Raw genomic sequence first — 18,189 nt, 5'->3', positions numbered from 1 at the left:
TGGTGCGTCGGTGCATTTAGACAAAGAGGCGACAATGAGCATTTCGGCTGCACAGGTCAAAGAACTCCGCGACTTGACCGGCGCGGGCATGATGGACTGCAAGGCGGCGTTGAACGAGACCAACGGCAACATGGAAGAAGCCATCGACTGGCTGCGCAAGAAGGGCATTTCCAAGGCCGACAAGAAGGCTGGCCGTACTGCTGCCGAAGGCCTGATCGGCGTCGATTCCGGCGTCCGCGAGGCAGCGATCGTCGAGGTCAATTCCGAGACGGATTTCGTTGCGCGCAATGCTGCGTTCCAGGAGATCGTCGCCAATGTCGCGAAGGTCGCGCTTGCCTATGGCGGCAAGACCGAGGCCGTTGCCGCTGCTCCCTATCCGGGCTCGGGCAAGTCGGTCACCGAGACCATCAAGGACGCAGTCGGCACCATCGGCGAGAATCTGGGCTTCCGCCGCTCGGCCAAGCTCACCGTCGAGCACGGCGCTGTCGCAACCTACGTCCACAATGCGGTTGCCGACGGCCTTGGCAAGCTCGGCGTGCTGGTCGCCATCGAGACGACAGGCAACGCGCAGGCCGCCAACGCCTTTGCCCGCCAAGTCGCCATGCATGTCGCCGCCACCAACCCGATGGCCTTGACCACCGAAGAGCTCGATCCGGCCGCGGTCGAGCGCGAGAAGGCGATCTTCGCCGACCAGGCGCGCCAGTCCGGCAAGCCGGAAGCGATCATCGAGAAGATGGTCGAGGGCCGTTTGCGCAAGTTCTACGAAGAGGTCGTGCTGCTCAAGCAGGCTTTCGTGCTCAATCCCGACATCACCGTCGAGAAGGCGCTGAAGGATGCCGAAAGCGAGATCGGCGCGCCAGCCAAAATCGCCGCCTATCTGCGCTTCGCGCTCGGTGAGGGCATCGAGAAGGAAGAGACCGATTTCGCGGCGGAAGTCGCGGCAGCGGTCAAGAAGTAAACTATTCGTTTGAAAGGCTTTTTCGGCCGGGTGTCCGCGAGGATGCCCGGCCGATTTCTTGCGCGGTGTCGATAAAGGCGCGGAGCTTCGGGGCCATCGCGGCGCGGCGCGGGAAATAGAGGAACAGTCCCGGTTCCTCGATCGATGCCTCGCCAAGGACTTCGACCAGCCGGCCTGCCTCGATGTCGGGCTTGACAAGCGGCTCGAACAGATATGCGAGGCCGATGCCGGCAAGGGCCATGTCTTTTGCCGACAGCGGTTCGCTGACGACGACGCTGCCGCGCGTCTCGACGCCGATATCCTTGCCCTGGTCTGACAGATCCCAACGGTAGAGCGCACGTGATCGCAACAGCCGATAGCCGATGCAGTTGCGGGTGGAGAGATCAGCAATTGTTCGCGGCTTTCCGTGGCGGCCGATATAGGCCGGAGAGGCGACAATGGTCGTCCGGAACGGCTGAGTCAGCCGCACCGTCACCATATCCTCGGCGATCATCTCGCCCAGCCGGATGCCGGCGTCGAAACCCTCGCCGACGATATCGCTCAGACGTTCGTCGGTGACGATCTCCACCGTCACGTCAGGGTAACGTTCCGCCATCGCCGTCAGGATGGGCATCAGCGCCAGAGGCAGCGCCAAACGCGGCGCGTTGATCCTGAGCAGTCCGCTTGCCCGGCCTTTGACAGAGCGGATGCGTTCGATCCGGTCGGCAATGTCTTCCAGCGCCGGCTCCGCCGCAGCGACGAGGGCGGTGCCAGCCTCGGTCAGCGAGACGCTGCGTGTGGTGCGGGCAAACAACGGCTGGCCGATTCGCTCCTCCACCAGCCGCACCGCATGGCTGACCGCTGACGGGCTCATGCCGAGCTCGGCGGCCGCCGAGGCGAAGCCGCCACGCCGCGCGACGGCAACGATTATAGGTAGGTGGCTAAGCAGATCGCGATCCATTCATGCATGGTATCGCATAGTCCATTCGGATAATGCAATCTTATCGGATAGGGAAGAAGAACGCATCTTTGGCTGCATCACACGGCAATCGCCGAGCAGCCAAGGAGACGTCCAATGACCGACCTCAAGTCCGAACGAACCCGTAATCTCGAGACAGTGCGTAAATTCTTTGACCTGATGCACCGCAAGGACATTGAGGCATGGGGCAACCTTTGGGCTGAAGATGGCTGAATCCTTGTCTTCTACCCGCCGGCAGGATTTGGAAGCAGCATCGATGGTAAGGCCGCGATCCTGGCGGCCTTCCGAGGCCTCTTCGGCAATTTCGAATCCTTCGACTCCCAGCTGACAGCCGTCTATCCGGCAGCGGATTCGGACGCGATCGTCGTTGAGTACAAGAACCGCGCGATGCTGATTTGGCGGCTCTGAATACACCAACAGCAATATCGCGATCTTCCGCTTCGAGAGCGGTCTGATCAGCGCCTACCACGACTATTTCGATCCGCGTCGGTTCCAGGTGGTGGTCGATGCGCTGGCCAAGGCCTGACTGCATATCCCAGGCAAGGACCTCAATCCCGTTTTCAAATTTCAGGAGAAAATCCATGACCATGTCCTACTACACGCTCGGCAACAGCGGGCTGCGTGTCACTCGTCTGGCGCTCGGCACCATGACGTTCGGCACGGAATGGGGCTGGGGCGCGGAGAAGGAAACGGCGCGCGCCTTGGTTGATGCCTATGTCGAAGCCGGTGGCAATTTCTTCGATACCGCCGATCTCTATACCGGTGGCACGGCCGAAACCTGGCTCGGCGAATTCATCGCCGAGCGTGGGCTGCGCGACAAGGCGGTGATCAGTACCAAATTCACCTACAACGCCGAACCGGGTAATCCAAATGCCGGCGGCAACGGCCGTAAGAACATCCTGCGGGCGGTAGACGGTTCGCTGAAGCGGCTCGGCACCGATTACATCGACCTCTACATCCTCCATACCTGGGACAGGCTGACGCCACCGGAGGAGGTGATGCGGATGCTGGACGATCTGGTGCGCGCCGGAAAGATCCGGCATGTCGGTCTGTCCGACGTGCCGGCCTGGTACGCAAGCCGGGCGCAGGCGATCGCCGAGCATCGCGGCTATGAACCGGTTTCGGCGCTTCAGCTCGAATATTCGCTGGCCGAGCGCAACATCGAGCTCGAGTTCGTGCCGTTCGGCACGCGCTATGGCGCTGGAATCATGGTCTGGAGTCCGTTGGCCAGCGGCCTGCTCAGCGGAAAATACCGTTTCGATACAATCGTCAAGGATGGTGGCCGGCTGGAGACAATGCGTGGTTCGACCAATCCCGGTTTCCAGAAATTCACCGACCGCAACTGGCAAATCGTCGCCGAACTGGAGAGGGTTGCCGGCCAGCTCGGCCGCAGCATGGCCCAGGTCGCCCTGAACTGGGCGGCAAACAGGCCAGGCATTGCGTCCGTCATCGTCGGCTCCACCAGGCTTGACCAGCTCAAGGACAATCTCGGCGCGCTTGATTTCGACATTCCCGAAGACCTTCGGGCACGGCTCGATGCGGTGAGCCGGCCGGTCACGCCCTTTCCGTATTCGTTCTTCGGCCCTGAAATACAAGGCGGCTTGACCGGTGGGCAGGCGGTTGGCGACAAGCCGGCAAGCTATCTGCCGGATCTGCTCATGCAAGGCACTTTTGCCGGCGTGAGCTGACGGCTATCCCAGTCCACGATCTCAACTTTCCGGCTCGGGCGCCGCGTGACATCGCGGCGCCCTTCGTGTATCGGAACGCCCAGTGTTTCGGGGCGCCACCGAAGCGCGTCACACGCATGATGACGAGGACCAGATGACGGTGAAGCCCCTCTACCGACGTGTCTTGCTGAAAGCGTCGGGCGAAGCGTTGATGGGCGAACAGCATTTCGGCATCGACGTATCGGTGGTCGACCGCATCGCCGCCGACATTGCCGAGGCCCGCGCACTGGGCATCGAGGTCGGTGTCGTCATCGGCGGCGGCAACATCTTTCGCGGCGTCGCGGTTGCATCAAAAGGCGGAGACCGCGTCACCGGCGACCATATGGGCATGCTTGCCACGGTCATCAATTCGCTGGCGCTACGCACCTCGCTCAACAAGATCGGCGTCGACGCCGTGGTGTTGTCGGCGATCGCCATGCCCGAGCTGTGCGAAAGTTTTTCGCAGCGTCAGGCAACCGCCTACATGAACCAGGGCAAGGTCGTCATCTTCGCCGGTGGCACCGGCAATCCGTTTTTCACCACCGATTCGGCTGCAGCCCTTCGCGCCGCCGAGATCGGCGCCGATGCTTTGTTCAAGGGCACTCAGGTCGATGGCGTCTATTCGGCTGATCCCAAGAAGGACCCGAACGCGACACGCTTCGAGCGCATCAGCCATAGCGACGTCATAAAACGCGGGCTTTCGATCATGGATACCGCGGCGATTGCACTTGCGCGCGAAAACAACATTCCGATAATCGTCTATTCGATCCACGAGAAGGGTGGTTTCGGTGATATCCTGCGTGGCGGCGGCCGTTGCACGGTTGTCGCCGACGATTAATCCGGACCGTGAACCCGAAAGAGGGACCAGTTCGCGGATTGAGGCTCGAACAGGGTTTTACCCTCAAGGCAGTGAACCCGGGCTAAACGGGTCGAGGAGACGATGATGAGTGGCGAATACGACGATCTCAAACGGCGCATGGACGGGGCGATCGCCGCGTTCAAGCATGATCTGGCTTCGCTGCGCACCGGCCGCGCGTCGAGCAGCCTGCTCGACGCCATCCAGGTGCAGGCCTACGGCACCGCCATGCCGATCAACCAGGTGGCAACCGTGTCGGTGCCGGAGCCGCGCATGATCTCGGTTTCGGTCTGGGACAAGTCGATGGTCAGTGCCGTCGACCGCGCCATCCGTGAATCCAATCTCGGCTTCAATCCAATCGTAGACGGCACCAATCTCAGGATCCCGTTGCCTGAACTCAACGAGCAGCGCCGCAAGGAGCTTGTCAAGATCTCGCACGGCTATGCCGAGAATGCCCGCGTCGCTGTGCGTCACGTTCGCCGGGACGGCATGGACTTTCTGAAAAAGGCGGAAAAGGACGGCGACATCAGCGAGGACGACCACCGCAAACGGGCCGACCAGGTTCAGAAACTAACCGACGAGACAATCAGCACCATCGACCACCTGCTTTCCGACAAGGAAGCGGAAATCATGCAGGTCTAGGGTCTGGCCACGGCTGGCCCGGAAGCGAGAACATGGCAACGCCCGCGCATGTCGCGATCATCATGGACGGAAACGGACGCTGGGCCAAGGCGCGCGGCTTGCCGCGGCTCGCCGGTCACCGCGCCGGCGTCGAAGCGCTGCGCAAGACGGTGCGCGCCGCCCCTAACCTGGGGATCTCCTTCCTGACCGTCTACGCTTTCTCGTCGGAAAACTGGTCACGGCCGAAATCCGAAGTCAGCGACCTCATGGGCCTGCTGAAGCTTTTCATCCGACGCGATCTCGCCGAGTTGCACCAGAGCGGCGTCCGAATCAGGGTCATCGGTGACAGGGCAGGGCTGCAGCCCGACATAAGAGGCCTGCTCGAGGAAGCCGAAACGCTCACTCTCCGCAACGAGGCGCTGACGCTGGTCATCGCCTTCAATTATGGCGGGCGCGACGAGATCGTCCGCACAGCGCGCAAGCTCGCCGCGGCGGTGGCGCGTGGCGAGATCGACAGCGAAGCGATCACGGCAGAGTCCTTCGCCAACTCGCTCGATACAGAGGGCATTCCGGACCCGGAACTGGTTATCCGCACCAGCGGCGAGCTTCGGCTGTCGAATTTCCTGTTATGGCAGGCCGCCTACAGCGAACTTGTTTTTTTGCCTTGCTACTGGCCCGACTTCAGTCGCGAGCACCTGTCCGATGCACTGCGCGATTTCGCCGGCCGCGAGCGCCGCTTCGGCGGACTTGCCGCCCAAGACGTCGCCTCGGGCTGAGGGATGAGCAACCTTCAGCTCCGCGTCATTTCGGCCGTCGTGCTTGCCATCGTTACGCTCGGCCTGACCTGGCTTGGCGGACTGCCCTTCCGGTTGCTTTGCGCTGCCATGGCGGCGGTGATCTTCTACGAGTGGACGCGGATGAGCCGCCCCGTTGCGCCTGCAGGTGCTAATGCTACGGCAGGTTTCCGCTTTCTGCCCGAGGCGCTGATCGTGGTCTTTATCGGTGCCCTCATCGCCGGCCTGCCTGCGTCTTTGCTGCTGCCGCTCGTCGCGGCTCTGGTTGCTGTCGCTGCCATCGCGGCGTCGATGCGCAAGGCAGGACCGTGGGAAGCATCCGGCCTTGCCTATGCGGCGGTTTCCGGCCTGTCGCTGGCCTTCTTGCGCGACGGCGACCGTTCCGGGCTGCTGGCCATCCTCTTTCTGTTCGCCGTGGTTTGGGCGACCGATATTTTTGCATATTTCGTCGGCCGCTCCGTCGGTGGTCCAAGGCTGGCGCCGTCGATCTCGCCGGGCAAGACGCGGAGCGGGGCGCTCGGCGGGGCGATCGGCGGCGTGGTGGCCGGGCTGCTTCTGGCCGCCATAGCCGGAACGGGCAACGTTGTCGTGCTTGGCGTGATCGCACTGGTGCTTTCGATCGTCGCGCAAGCCGGCGACCTGTTCGAATCATGGGTCAAGCGACGCCACGGCCGTAAGGACTCCGGCGCGCTAATACCCGGCCATGGCGGCATCATGGACCGGGTCGACGGGCTTGTCGCGGCGGCTTTCGCCCTATACGTCATCGGCTGGATTTCCGCGACCGCCGACCATCCCGCACAGGGACTGTTCCCGGTTTGAGCGGCATCCGACGGCGGGCTGGCGCGGGTTGCGCCATGGATTCGCCTGGATTGATGTCACAGTCGCGGCGTGACCTGCGCCGTGGATGAATTTGAGGGCATGAATTGAACGAGATTCTTCACGCGGTTTTCAGCACAGAGGGCTTTGTCCTCGGCACGCTGGTGCCTTTCCTGTTCGTGCTGACCGTGGTCGTTTTCGTCCACGAAATGGGCCACTACCTCGTCGGCCGCTGGTGCGGTATCGGCGCAAAGGCCTTTTCGATCGGTTTTGGTCCTGAAATCATCGGCTTCAACGACAGCCGCGGCACGCGCTGGAAGCTTTGCGCCATACCGCTCGGCGGCTACGTCAAGTTCGTCGGCGACATGAACGCGACGTCGAGCCAGCCCAGCTCGGAGGAGATCGAGGCGCTGAGCGACGAAGAACGCAAGGTCGCCTTCCACACGCAGCCGATCTGGAAGCGCGCGGCGACAGTGATGGCGGGGCCGCTGTTCAACTTCCTGCTGACGATCGCTGTCTTTTCCGTGCTTTTTTCTGTCCATGGCCGTCCCGTGCTGGAGCCGATGGTGGCTGAGGTTACCGTCGGCAGTCCGGCGGCGGCGGCCGGCATCATGCCCGGCGACCGATTCGTCAGCGTCGACGGCAGCAAGGTCGAGACCTTTGCCGAAGTCCAGCGTCTGGTCTCCGGCCGTGCCGGCGACAGCATCACCTTCGTCATGCTACGCGGCGGCAAGGAAATCACCGTCACGGCGACGCCGCGCTTGATGGAACAACAGGACGCACTGGGCAACAAGGTCCAGGTGGCCGTGATCGGCGTCGTCAACAACAAGGAACTCGGCCAGCCACGGCTGATCACCTACAGTCCGGCCGGGGCGGTCGGGGCAGCGGTCCAGGAAACCGGACACGTCATTCAGCGCACCGGCCAGTTCCTGCAACGTTTCGTTGTCGGTCGCGAGGACAAGTGCCAGCTGGGCGGCCCTATCAAGATCGCCAAGATGTCGGGTCAGGCGGCAAAGCTCGGCTTTGAATGGCTCGTACAGCTTGTTGCATTCCTGTCAGTCGGGATCGGGATTCTCAACCTTTTGCCGATTCCCCCCCTCGACGGAGGGCATCTTCTGTTCTACGGCGTGGAGGCTGTCATCCGGCGGCCGGTGTCCGAACGGATGATGGAAATGGCTTACCGAAGCGGCCTCATATTGGTGCTCGGCTTCATGGGCTTTGTTTTCTGGAACGATCTGTTTGGGTGCTGAAATCATGAAGGAATTTGGCTTCGGCACGAGCAATGTTGAGACGCCGTTTACCATGCGTGGGGATATGCGTGACGCGAAAGCCACGCCACAGGGTTAAGTAAATACAAATTAACCAGAAGCCTTGCGTGTAGGGAAAATCCGGTTAATACGGTAGGGGAAATTACCGCACGTCCGGTTTTCTCGCCGTGGGGACTTCGAGAAAAGGTACAAAAGCCCGATGAAGGCAGCATCCAAGTTTCTGAGCGCCGCGTCCGCGGTGGCTATGTCCGCCGCTCTGGTTGTACCAGGCGCGCTCGCAGTGCAGTTCGTTGCCACATCGGCCGCCGAGGCGGCTGTCGTCTCCAGAGTCGAAGTCACCGGCAATCAGCGTGTCGACGCGGACACCATCCGCAATTACGTGACGATCAAGCCGGGCAAGGCGTTTTCCAGCTCCGACATCGACGATGCGGTCAAGGCGCTGTTCGGCACCGGGCTGTTTTCGGACGTGCAGATCAACCAAGTCGGATCGACGCTGGTCATCAAGGTTTCCGAATACCAGGTCGTCAACCAGGTGCTGTTCCAGGGCAACAAGAAGCTCAAGGACAACGCGCTTGAAGCTGCGGTGCAATTGAAGCCGCGCAGCACCTTCTCGCAACAGCAACTCGACACCGACGTTGAGGCGGTCAAGGCCGCTTACAGGCGTATCGGCCGCGACGACGCCGCCGTGACCACCCAGATCATGGATCTCGGCGATAACCGCGTGAACGTGGTCTTCAACATCAACGAAGGCGGCCGCACCCAGATCGCAGCGATCAATTTCGTCGGCAACAGCGCCTATTCGAGCCGCCGTCTGTCGGACATCATCTCCACCAAGCGCTCGTCCTTCCTTTCCTTCGTGCTGCGCGACGACGTCTATGACGAGGACAAGCTGCGGGCCGACCAAGAGCTGTTGCGCCGCTTCTATTACAATCACGGCTATGCCGACTTCCAGGTCGTCTCGGCTGTCGGCGAACTCGACGACACCACCAACAAATACACCGTCACCATCACGGTGCAGGAGGGCGAGCGTTATACGTTCGGCGATGTCAGTGTCGAAAGCACAATCCCCGAGGTCGACAGCAAGTCGCTTGAATCGGTAGTCCAGACCCACAGGGGCGATGTCTATAACGCCAAGGACGTCGAGGACACGATCATCGCGCTGACCGAGAAAGTCGCCGGTTCGGGCTATGCCTTCGCCCAGGTGACGCCGCGCGGCGATCGCAACTTCGAAAACCACACGATCTCGGTTGTGTATACAATCGACCAGGGCACCAAGGCCTATATCGAGCGCATCGAGATCCGCGGAAACGATCGAACGCGCGACTACGTCATTCGCCGCGAATTCGATGTCAGCGAAGGCGATGCGTTCAACCAGGTTCTCATCCAGCGCGCGAAGAGGCGGCTGGAAGCGCTCGATTATTTTGAGAAAGTCGAGATTTCCACCGTTCCGGGCTCTGAGCCGGACCAGGTCGTGTTGGTGGTCGACGTAGTCGAGAAGTCGACCGGTGAATTCTCGATCGGTGCCGGCTATTCGACTGGTGGCGAAACGTCAGGTCCGTCCGTCGAAGGTTCTATCAGTGAGCGCAATTTCCTCGGTCGCGGCCAATTCATCAAGGTGGCGGCGGGCGGCGGCAAGAACTCGCGCGACTACAGCTTCTCTTTCACCGAACCTTATTTCCTTGGGCGGCGCATCGCGGCCGGCTTCGACATCTACAAGCAGAGCCGAAACTACGACCATTACGACAGCGATACGACGGGCGCGACAGTGCGTTTCGGTCTGCCGATCACCGACAACATCACGACGCAGCTCGCGTACAATATCGCGCAAGAGAAGTACGAGTTCGACGAAGACTGCGACCCAATGGCCGGTTGCAACGTCTCCCAGGCGATCCAAAACGGAGTTAACGAGAGCCCATGGCTCAAGTCGTCGGTCAGCCTCGGCCTGATCTACAACACCATCGACGACATGAAGAACCCGCATGACGGGCTTTATGCCAATGTCAACACCGAAGTGGCCGGCGTCGGCGGCGACGCCAAGTTCATCAAGGTCACGGCGCGCGGCAGCATCTATCAGACGTTGTCCGAACAATTGGATCTGGTAGGCCTCATTTCCGGCGGCGCCGGCCATGTCCAGGGATATGGCGGCGGCGATCTACGTGTCTTCGACCATTTCCAGAGCAGCGACCGTATGATCCGCGGCTTCGAATATGGTGGCATCGGCCCGGTTGCCTTGGACAACCGCAACGACCATCTCGGCGGAACCACTTATTTCAACGCCTCGGCCGAAGCCCAGTTCCCGCTGCCGGTTATCCCGGAAAGCTTCGGCCTCCGCGGGGCAGTGTTTGCCGATGCGGCAACGCTCTACGGCAGCAAGATTGCAAGTGGCCTCGTCGATCAGTCGACAACCGGAATGGAATGGCGCGCTTCTGTCGGTGTCGGCCTGATGTGGGCATCGCCCTTCGGTCCGATCCGCATCGACTATGCGATCCCGGTCAAGAAGGAAAAGACCGACGACGTGCAGGAATTCAACTTCGGTATATCGACCCGCTTCTGATGAGCGGGTAACGATGCTTCCGGCTCGTTTGGATCCGGATGGGCGGTGACCCGACACTACAGCGCAGCGCGTCCTATTGGACACGCAAAGGATGTTGTAGCACTTTGTTTTTGCGCATGATCCTTTCCGAGGATCGACTTCCGATTTCCGGGGTCATGCGCTAGCTGGATATTGCTTCTGGAATGACCGATCCGGTGTTCTTCGCGCCCTCACGCCGGTATACGGCCGGCGAAGTCGCGAATCTGACCGGCTCGACGCTTGTCGATTCCGGTCTCTCCGATGTATCGATCGAGGCTCTGGCGCCCGCCAACGAAGGCGGCGAGAACGCGCTTGTCTTCGTCGATGGGAGGCGCAATTTCGCGCTGATGCAGTCACTGCGGGCGGCAGCGGTTCTCTGCCCCGCCGAATTTGCCGGCAAGGCGCCGGCGGGCATTGCGGTGCTGGTGCATCCGCGCCCGCAGCAGGCTTTCGCAATGGTCGGGCGCCTGCTTTTCCCGGCGGCTGCAACGCCTGGACCGATGACCGGCGAAACCGGTATCTCGCCGCACGCCCATCTCGATCCGACCGCCCATGTCGAGGCCGGTGCGATCATCGAAGCAGGCGCGGTCATCGGGCCGCGCGCTGCCATCGGCAGCGGAACCGTCATTGCCCCGCATGCGGTTATCGGTCCTTCCTCTCAGATCGGCCGCGACGGCTATGTCGGTCCAGGTGCAAGCGTGCAATATGCGTTGATCGGCAATCGCGTCATCATCCATGGCGGTGCCAGGATCGGCCAGGATGGCTTCGGTTTCGTTGCCGGCGCCAAGGGTCCGGAGCGGGTTCCGCAGATCGGCCGCGTCATCATTCAGGACGACGTCGAGATCGGCTCGAATACGACCGTCGATCGCGGCGCCATGTCCGACACGATCATCGGCCAGGGCACCAAGATCGACAATCTGGTGCAGATCGCCCACAACGTTCGCATCGGCCGCAATTGCATTATAGCCGGGCTTTCGGGTATTTCCGGTTCCGTGACGGTAGGCGACAACGTCACCATGGGTGGCGGCGTCGGCCTTGCGGATCATTTGACCATCGGGTCCGGGGCCAAGCTTGCCGCAAGAAGCGGGTTTATGAGCAATGTGCCTGCAGGTGAGATTTGGGGAGGATATCCGGCGCAGCCGATGGCGGAAGCCATGCGCGAGATAGCGGCCTTGCGCAGACTTGCACGGACGCGCAAACAGGGTGAGGGGGGAAATGGCTGAGATCGCAGCGGCGACGCTCGAAGCGGTTGACATAATGCGGCTGATGAAGCTCCTGCCGCACCGCTATCCGTTCTTGATGATCGACCGCATTGTCGACATAGATGGCGACGAATCCGCCATCGGCATCAAGAACGTCACCATAAACGAGCCGCATTTCCAAGGTCATTTCCCCGACCAGCCGGTCATGCCCGGCGTGCTCATCATCGAGGCGATGGCGCAGACGGCCGGCGCCATCTGCATCCGCAGCCTCGGTACGGAAAAGCCGTCGCTGGTTTATTTCCTGACCATCGACAACGCCAAGTTCCGCAAGCCGGTCGTTCCAGGCGACCAATTGAAAATTCATGTGAAGAAAATCAAGAAACGCGGCAATCTTCTCAAATTCGCCTGCGAGGCCCTCGTCGATGGCACCAAGGCGGCGGAAGCCGAGATCTCGGCAATGATGGTCGCAAGCGGCTGACAAACGAATGCTAATGAAAATCCAGACAGTCATCCATCCATCGTCGGTCATCGAGGCAGGCGCCCAAATCGGCGAAGGCGCCCGCATCGGACCCTTCTGCTACGTCGGCCCCGACGCCGTGATCGGCGACCGTGTCGAACTGGTCAGCCATGTGTCGGTGATGGGCGCGACCACCATCGGTGCATCGACCAAGGTCTATCCGATGGCGATACTGGGCGGGCCGCCGCAGAACACCAAGCACAAGGGCGGCCGTACCACGCTGGTGATCGGCGAGAACTGCGCGATCCGCGAAGGCGTCACCATGCATCTCGGCACCGATTCCAGCCGCGGCGAAACGACGATCGGCGACAACGGCAATTTCCTCGCCTATGCCCACATTGCACATGACTGCGTGGTCGGCAGGAACGCCACCTTCGCCAATCAAGCGACGTTAGGCGGGCATTGCGAAGTCGGTGACAATGTCTACATCGGCGGCCTTACCGCGGTTCATCAGTTTGTCCGCATCGGCGATAACGCCTTTCTCGGCGGTTGCTCGGCGATCGTCGGCGACGTCATTCCCTACGCCATCGCCGTTGGCAACCGTGCCAGCCTTCGCGGCCTCAACATCATTGGCCTGAAGCGCGCCGGCCTGCCGCGTTCCGAGATCCACTTGCTGCGCAAAGCCTACAACACGATCTTCGATCGCTCTCGGACCGTCGGCGAAAACATCGAGTTCGCCAAGGCGGAATTCGCCTCGTCGCCGACGGCCATGAAGATCGTCGATTTCATCGCTGGCCGCGGCAAGCGGCACTATGCCGTGCCGTCGCTCAAAGGTGGCGACGGCGACGATACCGATGATGAAGACTGAGGGCAGATGACGAAGATTGAGGCTGCCGGAAAGGGCCTTGATCTCGCGCCAGATGCCAAGGTCGGCATCATCGCCGGCGGCGGCAGTCTCCCGGTCGAAATTGCCCGAGCGCTCGCCCGGCAAGGCAAACCTCCCTTCGTCGTCATGGCGGCGGGCGAGGTCGACCGCATAGTCGATTTCGAGCCCTATGAGCAGGCAAGCTTGAGGCTGGAGGACGTCGGCTCGCTGCTGCCGATGCTCAAGCGGCATCACGTTACGCATCTGGTGACCGCGGGACATATTACGCGCCGCCCCAGGCTGAGCGCCATGCGCCTCAATTTGGGCCTGCTCGCCTGGCTACCCAGCCTTCTCGTCGGTGTAACCCGGGGGGACGATACGGTGCTGAAACTGTTCGTGCGCAGGATCGAGCGCAGCGGCATCAAGGTTGTCGGCGCTCACGAGATCGTGCCGGAACTGGTCGCCGCTGAAGGCCCGCTGACCAAGATGGCGCCACGCAAATCCGACTGGCGCGACATCGAGGCGGCGCACGCTGCAGCAAAAGCTATCGGCGCGCTGGATATTGGCCAGGCGGCTGTTGCGGTTGGTGGCCGCGCCATCGCGCTGGAAGGCGTCGAGGGCACAGACGGGCTGCTCGAGCGGACAAAACAATTGCGCGGGCACGGCAGGCTGGCTGGCAGGAGCCGTGGTGTTTTGGTCAAATGCGCCAAGCCCGGTCAGGAACTGCGTGCCGATCTGCCCTCCATTGGCCCGCTGACCGTCGAGGCGGCGCATGCCGCCGGACTGGCCGGCATTGCCGTCGAAGCCGGCCGCTCGCTGGTGCTCGAAGGTCCTGCCACCATCGGGCGTGCCAATGCACTCGGCCTGTTCGTGATCGGCCTGCCTGCTGCGGAGCCGGCGCATGGCGAATGAGCAGCCGTTGAAGATAGCCGTCGTCGCCGGCGAGGAGTCCGGCGACCTGCTTGGCGCCGACCTCGTGCAGGCGTTAAAGCGCATGACCGGGCGCGAAGTTCGGCTCGTAGGCATCGGCGGCCGCCATTTGCAGGCGCTCGGTTTGGCGCCATTGTTCGACGGCAGCGAGATCGCGCTGATGGGGCTTAGCGCTATCCTGCGCGACCTGCCGCGCCTGATGCGGCGGATCGGCCAGACGGCAAACGCGATTGTCGATGAAAAGCCCGACTGCCTTATCACCATCGACAGTCCGGATTTCTCGCTGCGCGTCGCCAAGAAGGTGCGCGCCGCCGATCCGACGATCCCGATCGTCCACTATGTCTGCCCGAGCGTATGGGCTTGGCGGCCGGGCAGGGCGGCGGCGATGAAGCCATATGTCGATCACATTCTTTGTATCCTGCCGTTCGAGGTGAAGGAACTCGCTCGCCTGGGCGGGCCGCCCGGCACCTATGTCGGGCATCGCCTTGCACACGATCCGGGCATAGTCAGTGCCGCCAGGGCGCAGGCGCAGCCGCGTGACCTCTCCGCCGACCGTGTGAAAACGTTGCTTGTATTGCCCGGTTCGCGTCGCGGCGAGGTGCGGCGCCTGGTCGGGCCGTTCGGCGAAACGGTATCGATCCTGCGGGCGCGCGGGCACCGCTTGCGCTTGCTGTTGCCGACGGTGCCGCACGTCGCCGACCTGGTCAGGACCTCGGTCGCGAGCTGGAACGAGAAGCCGGAGATCATCCTTGATGCCGAACGCAAATGGCAGACCTTCGGCAAGGCCGATGCGGCGCTGATCGCGTCGGGGACGGTATCGCTGGAACTGGCACTGGCGGGCGTGCCGATGATCTCCTGCTACCGGCTCGATCCGGTCATGCGCATGGCGCAGGGACTGATCAAAGTTTGGAGCGCAGCCTTGCCCAATCTCATCGCCGACCGGCCGGTCGTGCCGGAACACTACAACCAATATGTGCGTCCGCATTATCTGGCGCGCCAGCTGGAGGCGCTATTCTCCGATACCGCCTACCGCGCCTGGCAGAAGGACGGTTTTGCCGACATCGCCGGGCGTATGGCAACCGACAAGCCGTCAGGCGAGATGGCGGCGGGGGTGGTGATGGGCATGGTGAGGAAGTGAGCGAGTAGTGAGTAGCGAATAGGAAATGGTGCTGGCCGTAACAGCCAAGCTGCTTCAGCTACTACTCGCTACTCGCTACTCGCTACTCGCTACTCGCTACTCGCTACTCGCTACCTTCACCGCTTCGCGATCGGCACGTAATCCCGTTCCGGCGCACCGGTATAAAGCTGGCGCGGACGGCCGATCTTCTGGTGCGGGTCCTCGATCATCTCTTTCCACTGCGCGATCCAGCCGACGGTGCGGGCAACCGCGAACAGCACGGTGAACATGGTAGTGGGGAAGCCCAGCGCCTTCAGCGTGATGCCGGAATAGAAATCGACGTTGGGGTAGAGCTTCTTCTCGATGAAATAGGAATCGGTCAGCGCGATCTTTTCCAGCTCCATGGCGATGTCGAGCAGCGGATCGTCCTTGATGCCGAGCTCGCCCAGGACTTCGTGCGCGGTCTTCTGCATGATCTTGGCGCGCGGATCGTAGTTCTTATAAACGCGGTGGCCAAAGCCCATCAATCGGAACGGATCGTTCTTATCCTTGGCGCGCGCAATGAATTCCGGGATGTGATCGACATGGCCGATCTCGCCCAACATGTTCAGGGCTGCCTCGTTGGCTCCGCCATGTGCAGGACCCCACAGGCAGGCGATGCCGGCAGCGATACAGGCAAAGGGATTGGCGCCCGACGAGCCGGCGAGGCGGACGGTCGAGGTCGAGGCGTTCTGCTCGTGGTCGGCGTGCAGGATGAAGATGCGCTCCATCGCGCGCGCCAGCACCGGATTGATCTTGTATTCCTCGCAAGGCACGGCGAAGCACATATGCAGGAAGTTGGCTGCGAAATTCAGTTCGTTCTTCGGATAAATGAACGGCTGGCCGATGTGGTATTTATACGCCATCGCCGCGATCGTCGGCATCTTGGCGATCAGCCGCATCGAGGCGACCATGCGCTGATAAGGGTCCGAGATATCGGTGGAATCGTGATAGAAGGCGGACAGCGCGCCGACCACGCCGCACATCACCGCCATCGGATGGGCATCGCGGCGAAAGCCGGTGAAGAAGCGCGACATCTGCTCATGCACCATGGTGTGGCGCGTCACCCGGTAGTCGAAATCGTCCTTCTGCGCCTTGGTCGGTAGTTCTCCGTAGAGCAAGAGATAGCAGACTTCGAGGAAGTCGCCGTGCTCGGCCAGCTGGTCGATCGGGTAGCCGCGGTGCAAGAGAATACCGGCATCGCCATCGATGAAGGTGATTTCCGATTCGCAGCTCGCCGTCGACGTAAAACCGGGATCGTAGGTAAATACGCCGGTGGTGCTGTAGAGCGAACCGATGTCGATGACATCAGGTCCTACCGAACCACTTCGTATCTTGAATTCATGGGTTTTGCCGTCGAGTTCCAGTTTTGCCGTCGACGCCTGGGTTTTGCCGCCAAATTCCATCTTTGTCGCAGGTTCGGTCATAGCAAACTCCTTTTTGTTTCCTCAGGCCGGCAACGGCAAAACATTGAACCCAACACGTCAAAAGCATCGGAATACGCACATTTGCGCCCGCAATTGAATCTGCGCGCCAGATTAGGCCAAGACCCAATGTTGCACTGCGAAACACACCTTTCAATGCCAATCTTCTTGGGCCAGTTTCCTAATCGATTTGATCGGCAATCCGCGCCAGGCCTTCCTCGCGGCCAAGCACGGCCAGCACATCGAAGACGCCGGGCGAGGTGCTTTTGCCGGTGAGCGCGGCGCGCAGAGGTTGGGCCACGGCGCCGAGTTTGTGGCCGCCGGCCTGCGCATAGTCGCGGATCGCGGCTTCCGCCGAGGCGGCAGACCAGTCCGAAATCGTGGCCAGTGCCGCATGAGCGCCCCGCAGGATCGCGCGCGCCTCACCGCTGAGCAGCGCCGCCGCCTTCTCGTCGACCGGCATCGGCCGCTCGACGAACAGGAATGCAGCCCCTTCAACAAGTTCGACCAGCGTCTTGGCGCGCTCCTTCAGGCCTGGCAAAGCGGCAAGCAATTGCGCCTTGCGTCTGTCGTCGAGGCTAGCTGCGATCGCCGGACCGCCGTCGAGATAGGGCAGAGTGGCGATGAAGATGTCGAGCAGCGCCGCGTCGTTCATGCGGCGCATGTGCACGCCGTTCAGCGCCTCGAGCTTGGCGAAGTCGAAACGGGCGGCGCCCTTGTTGACGTCGCCAATGTCGAACCATGCGATCATGTTGGCGATCGACATGATCTCATCGTCGCCGTGGCTCCAGCCAAGCCTCGCCAGATAATTGAGCAGCGCCTCCGGCAGGTAGCCCATGGCGCGATAGGCCTCGACGCCGAGCGCACCGTGCCGTTTCGACAGCTTGGCGCCGTCGGCACCGTGGATCAGCGGGATATGCGACATCGACGGCACCTCCCACCCCATGGCATGGTAGATCACCGTCTGGCGGGCGGCGTTGGTCAAATGGTCGTCGCCGCGGATGATGTGGGTGACGCCCATGTCGTGATCGTCGACGACGACGGCATGCATGTAGGTCGGGTTGCCGTCCGAGCGCAGAATAATGAAATCGTCGAGATCCTTGTTGGGAAAGCGCACGTCGCCCTGGACGCGGTCATGCACAACCGTCTCGCCGTCTGTCGGCGCCTTGATGCGGATCGCCCCCTTGGCGCCGGCCGGCGCCTCGGAGGGGTCGCGGTCGCGCCAGCGGCCGTCATAGCGGGGAGGCAGCCCCTTGGCTCGTGCGCTCTCGCGCATTGCCTCCAACTCGGCAGGCGTCGCGTAACAATAATAGGCCTTGCCCATGCGAACGAGTTCCTCGGCCACCTCGCGATGGCGCGGCGCACGCTCGAACTGCGACACCGGCTCACCGTCCCATGTCAGGCCAAGCCAGGAAAGCCCGTCGAGGATGGCCGCGGTTGCCGCATCGGTGGAACGCTCGCGGTCGGTGTCCTCGATGCGCAGCAGCATCGTGCCGGCTGTGTGCTTGGCATACAGCCAGTTGAACAGCGCCGTGCGCGCCCCGCCAATATGCAGATAGCCGGTGGGCGAGGGGGCAAAACGGGTGACGACCTTGTCGGGCATGGA

The 18,189-nt window shown here is 61.9% G+C and carries 16 protein-coding genes; 13 read left to right on the top strand and 3 right to left on the bottom strand.

All coding sequences use genetic code 11. The annotated features are described in order from the left end of the window. Nucleotides 1-34 precede the first annotated feature (34 nt). Nucleotides 35-958 (top strand): translation elongation factor Ts, encoded by a 924-nt coding sequence (gene tsf / locus X760_RS47295; protein ID WP_023717733.1) that lies wholly within the window; start codon nt 35-37, stop codon nt 956-958. A 1-nt stretch (nt 959) separates the two neighbouring features. Here tsf and X760_RS47290 read toward each other — a convergent pair whose 3' ends face one another. Continuing rightward, nucleotides 960-1,898 (bottom strand): LysR family transcriptional regulator, encoded by a 939-nt coding sequence (locus X760_RS47290; RefSeq protein ID WP_023717732.1) that lies wholly within the window; start codon nt 1,896-1,898, stop codon nt 960-962. 599 nt (nt 1,899-2,497) lie between these two features. Here X760_RS47290 and X760_RS47285 point away from each other — a divergent pair. The 12 genes from X760_RS47285 to lpxB all read left to right on the top strand — a co-directional run bounded on the left by X760_RS47285 (nt 2,498) and on the right by lpxB (nt 15,141). Further along, a complete protein-coding gene (locus X760_RS47285; RefSeq protein WP_023717730.1) occupies nt 2,498-3,604 on the top strand; it encodes an aldo/keto reductase in 1,107 nt (368 codons plus the stop codon). A 133-nt stretch (nt 3,605-3,737) separates the two neighbouring features. Continuing rightward, nucleotides 3,738-4,460 carry a UMP kinase gene (gene pyrH / locus X760_RS47280; protein WP_023717729.1) on the top strand — a complete coding sequence of 241 codons (723 nt, stop codon included), beginning with the start codon at nt 3,738-3,740 and terminating at the stop codon, nt 4,458-4,460. Between the two features lie 105 nt (nt 4,461-4,565). After that, nucleotides 4,566-5,120 (top strand): ribosome recycling factor, encoded by a 555-nt coding sequence (gene frr / locus X760_RS47275; RefSeq protein ID WP_084642476.1) that lies wholly within the window; start codon nt 4,566-4,568, stop codon nt 5,118-5,120. 32 nt (nt 5,121-5,152) lie between these two features. Next, nucleotides 5,153-5,875, top strand: a complete 723-nt coding sequence (locus tag X760_RS47270) for an isoprenyl transferase (protein WP_023717727.1) — start codon at nt 5,153-5,155, stop codon at nt 5,873-5,875. Between the two features lie 3 nt (nt 5,876-5,878). Beyond that, the gene (locus X760_RS47265) at nt 5,879-6,712 is read left to right on the top strand and encodes a phosphatidate cytidylyltransferase (RefSeq protein WP_023717726.1); all 834 of its coding nucleotides are present in this window, start codon (nt 5,879-5,881) and stop codon (nt 6,710-6,712) included. Between the two features lie 104 nt (nt 6,713-6,816). After that, the gene (rseP, locus tag X760_RS47260; protein WP_023717725.1) at nt 6,817-7,959 is read left to right on the top strand and encodes an RIP metalloprotease RseP; all 1,143 of its coding nucleotides are present in this window, start codon (nt 6,817-6,819) and stop codon (nt 7,957-7,959) included. A 217-nt stretch (nt 7,960-8,176) separates the two neighbouring features. After that, nucleotides 8,177-10,531 (top strand): outer membrane protein assembly factor BamA, encoded by a 2,355-nt coding sequence (gene bamA / locus X760_RS47255; RefSeq protein ID WP_023717724.1) that lies wholly within the window; start codon nt 8,177-8,179, stop codon nt 10,529-10,531. 182 nt (nt 10,532-10,713) lie between these two features. Then, on the top strand, nt 10,714-11,772 hold the full coding sequence (lpxD, locus tag X760_RS47250) for a UDP-3-O-(3-hydroxymyristoyl)glucosamine N-acyltransferase (RefSeq protein WP_023717723.1): 1,059 nt from the start codon (nt 10,714-10,716) through the stop codon (nt 11,770-11,772). Further along, nucleotides 11,765-12,229: a 3-hydroxyacyl-ACP dehydratase FabZ gene (fabZ, locus tag X760_RS47245; protein ID WP_023717722.1), complete on the top strand. Its 465-nt coding sequence runs from the start codon at nt 11,765-11,767 to the stop codon at nt 12,227-12,229. Before lpxD ends, fabZ begins: the two co-directional genes overlap by 8 nt. Nucleotides 12,230-12,242: 13 nt before the next feature. Further along, nucleotides 12,243-13,076, top strand: coding sequence for an acyl-ACP--UDP-N-acetylglucosamine O-acyltransferase (gene lpxA, locus X760_RS47240; RefSeq protein WP_023717721.1), 834 nt, complete (start codon nt 12,243-12,245; stop codon nt 13,074-13,076). A 6-nt stretch (nt 13,077-13,082) separates the two neighbouring features. Continuing rightward, nucleotides 13,083-13,985: a UDP-2,3-diacylglucosamine diphosphatase LpxI gene (gene lpxI / locus X760_RS47235; protein ID WP_023717720.1), complete on the top strand. Its 903-nt coding sequence runs from the start codon at nt 13,083-13,085 to the stop codon at nt 13,983-13,985. Further along, on the top strand, nt 13,975-15,141 hold the full coding sequence (gene lpxB, locus X760_RS47230) for a lipid-A-disaccharide synthase (RefSeq protein ID WP_023717719.1): 1,167 nt from the start codon (nt 13,975-13,977) through the stop codon (nt 15,139-15,141). Before lpxI ends, lpxB begins: the two co-directional genes overlap by 11 nt. Nucleotides 15,142-15,257: 116 nt before the next feature. Here lpxB and gltA read toward each other — a convergent pair whose 3' ends face one another. Both gltA and gltX read right to left on the bottom strand, forming a co-directional pair. After that, nucleotides 15,258-16,586 (bottom strand): citrate synthase, encoded by a 1,329-nt coding sequence (gene gltA / locus X760_RS47225; protein WP_023717718.1) that lies wholly within the window; start codon nt 16,584-16,586, stop codon nt 15,258-15,260. Between the two features lie 178 nt (nt 16,587-16,764). Next, nucleotides 16,765-18,186: a glutamate--tRNA ligase gene (gene gltX / locus X760_RS47220; RefSeq protein WP_023717717.1), complete on the bottom strand. Its 1,422-nt coding sequence runs from the start codon at nt 18,184-18,186 to the stop codon at nt 16,765-16,767. Nucleotides 18,187-18,189 lie beyond the last annotated feature (3 nt).

This window comes from Mesorhizobium sp. LSHC420B00, from assembly GCF_000503055.1.
In the GTDB taxonomy this organism is placed as follows: Bacteria; Pseudomonadota; Alphaproteobacteria; order Rhizobiales; family Rhizobiaceae; genus Mesorhizobium.
This window is presented reverse-complemented; position numbering and strand designations above follow the sequence as displayed.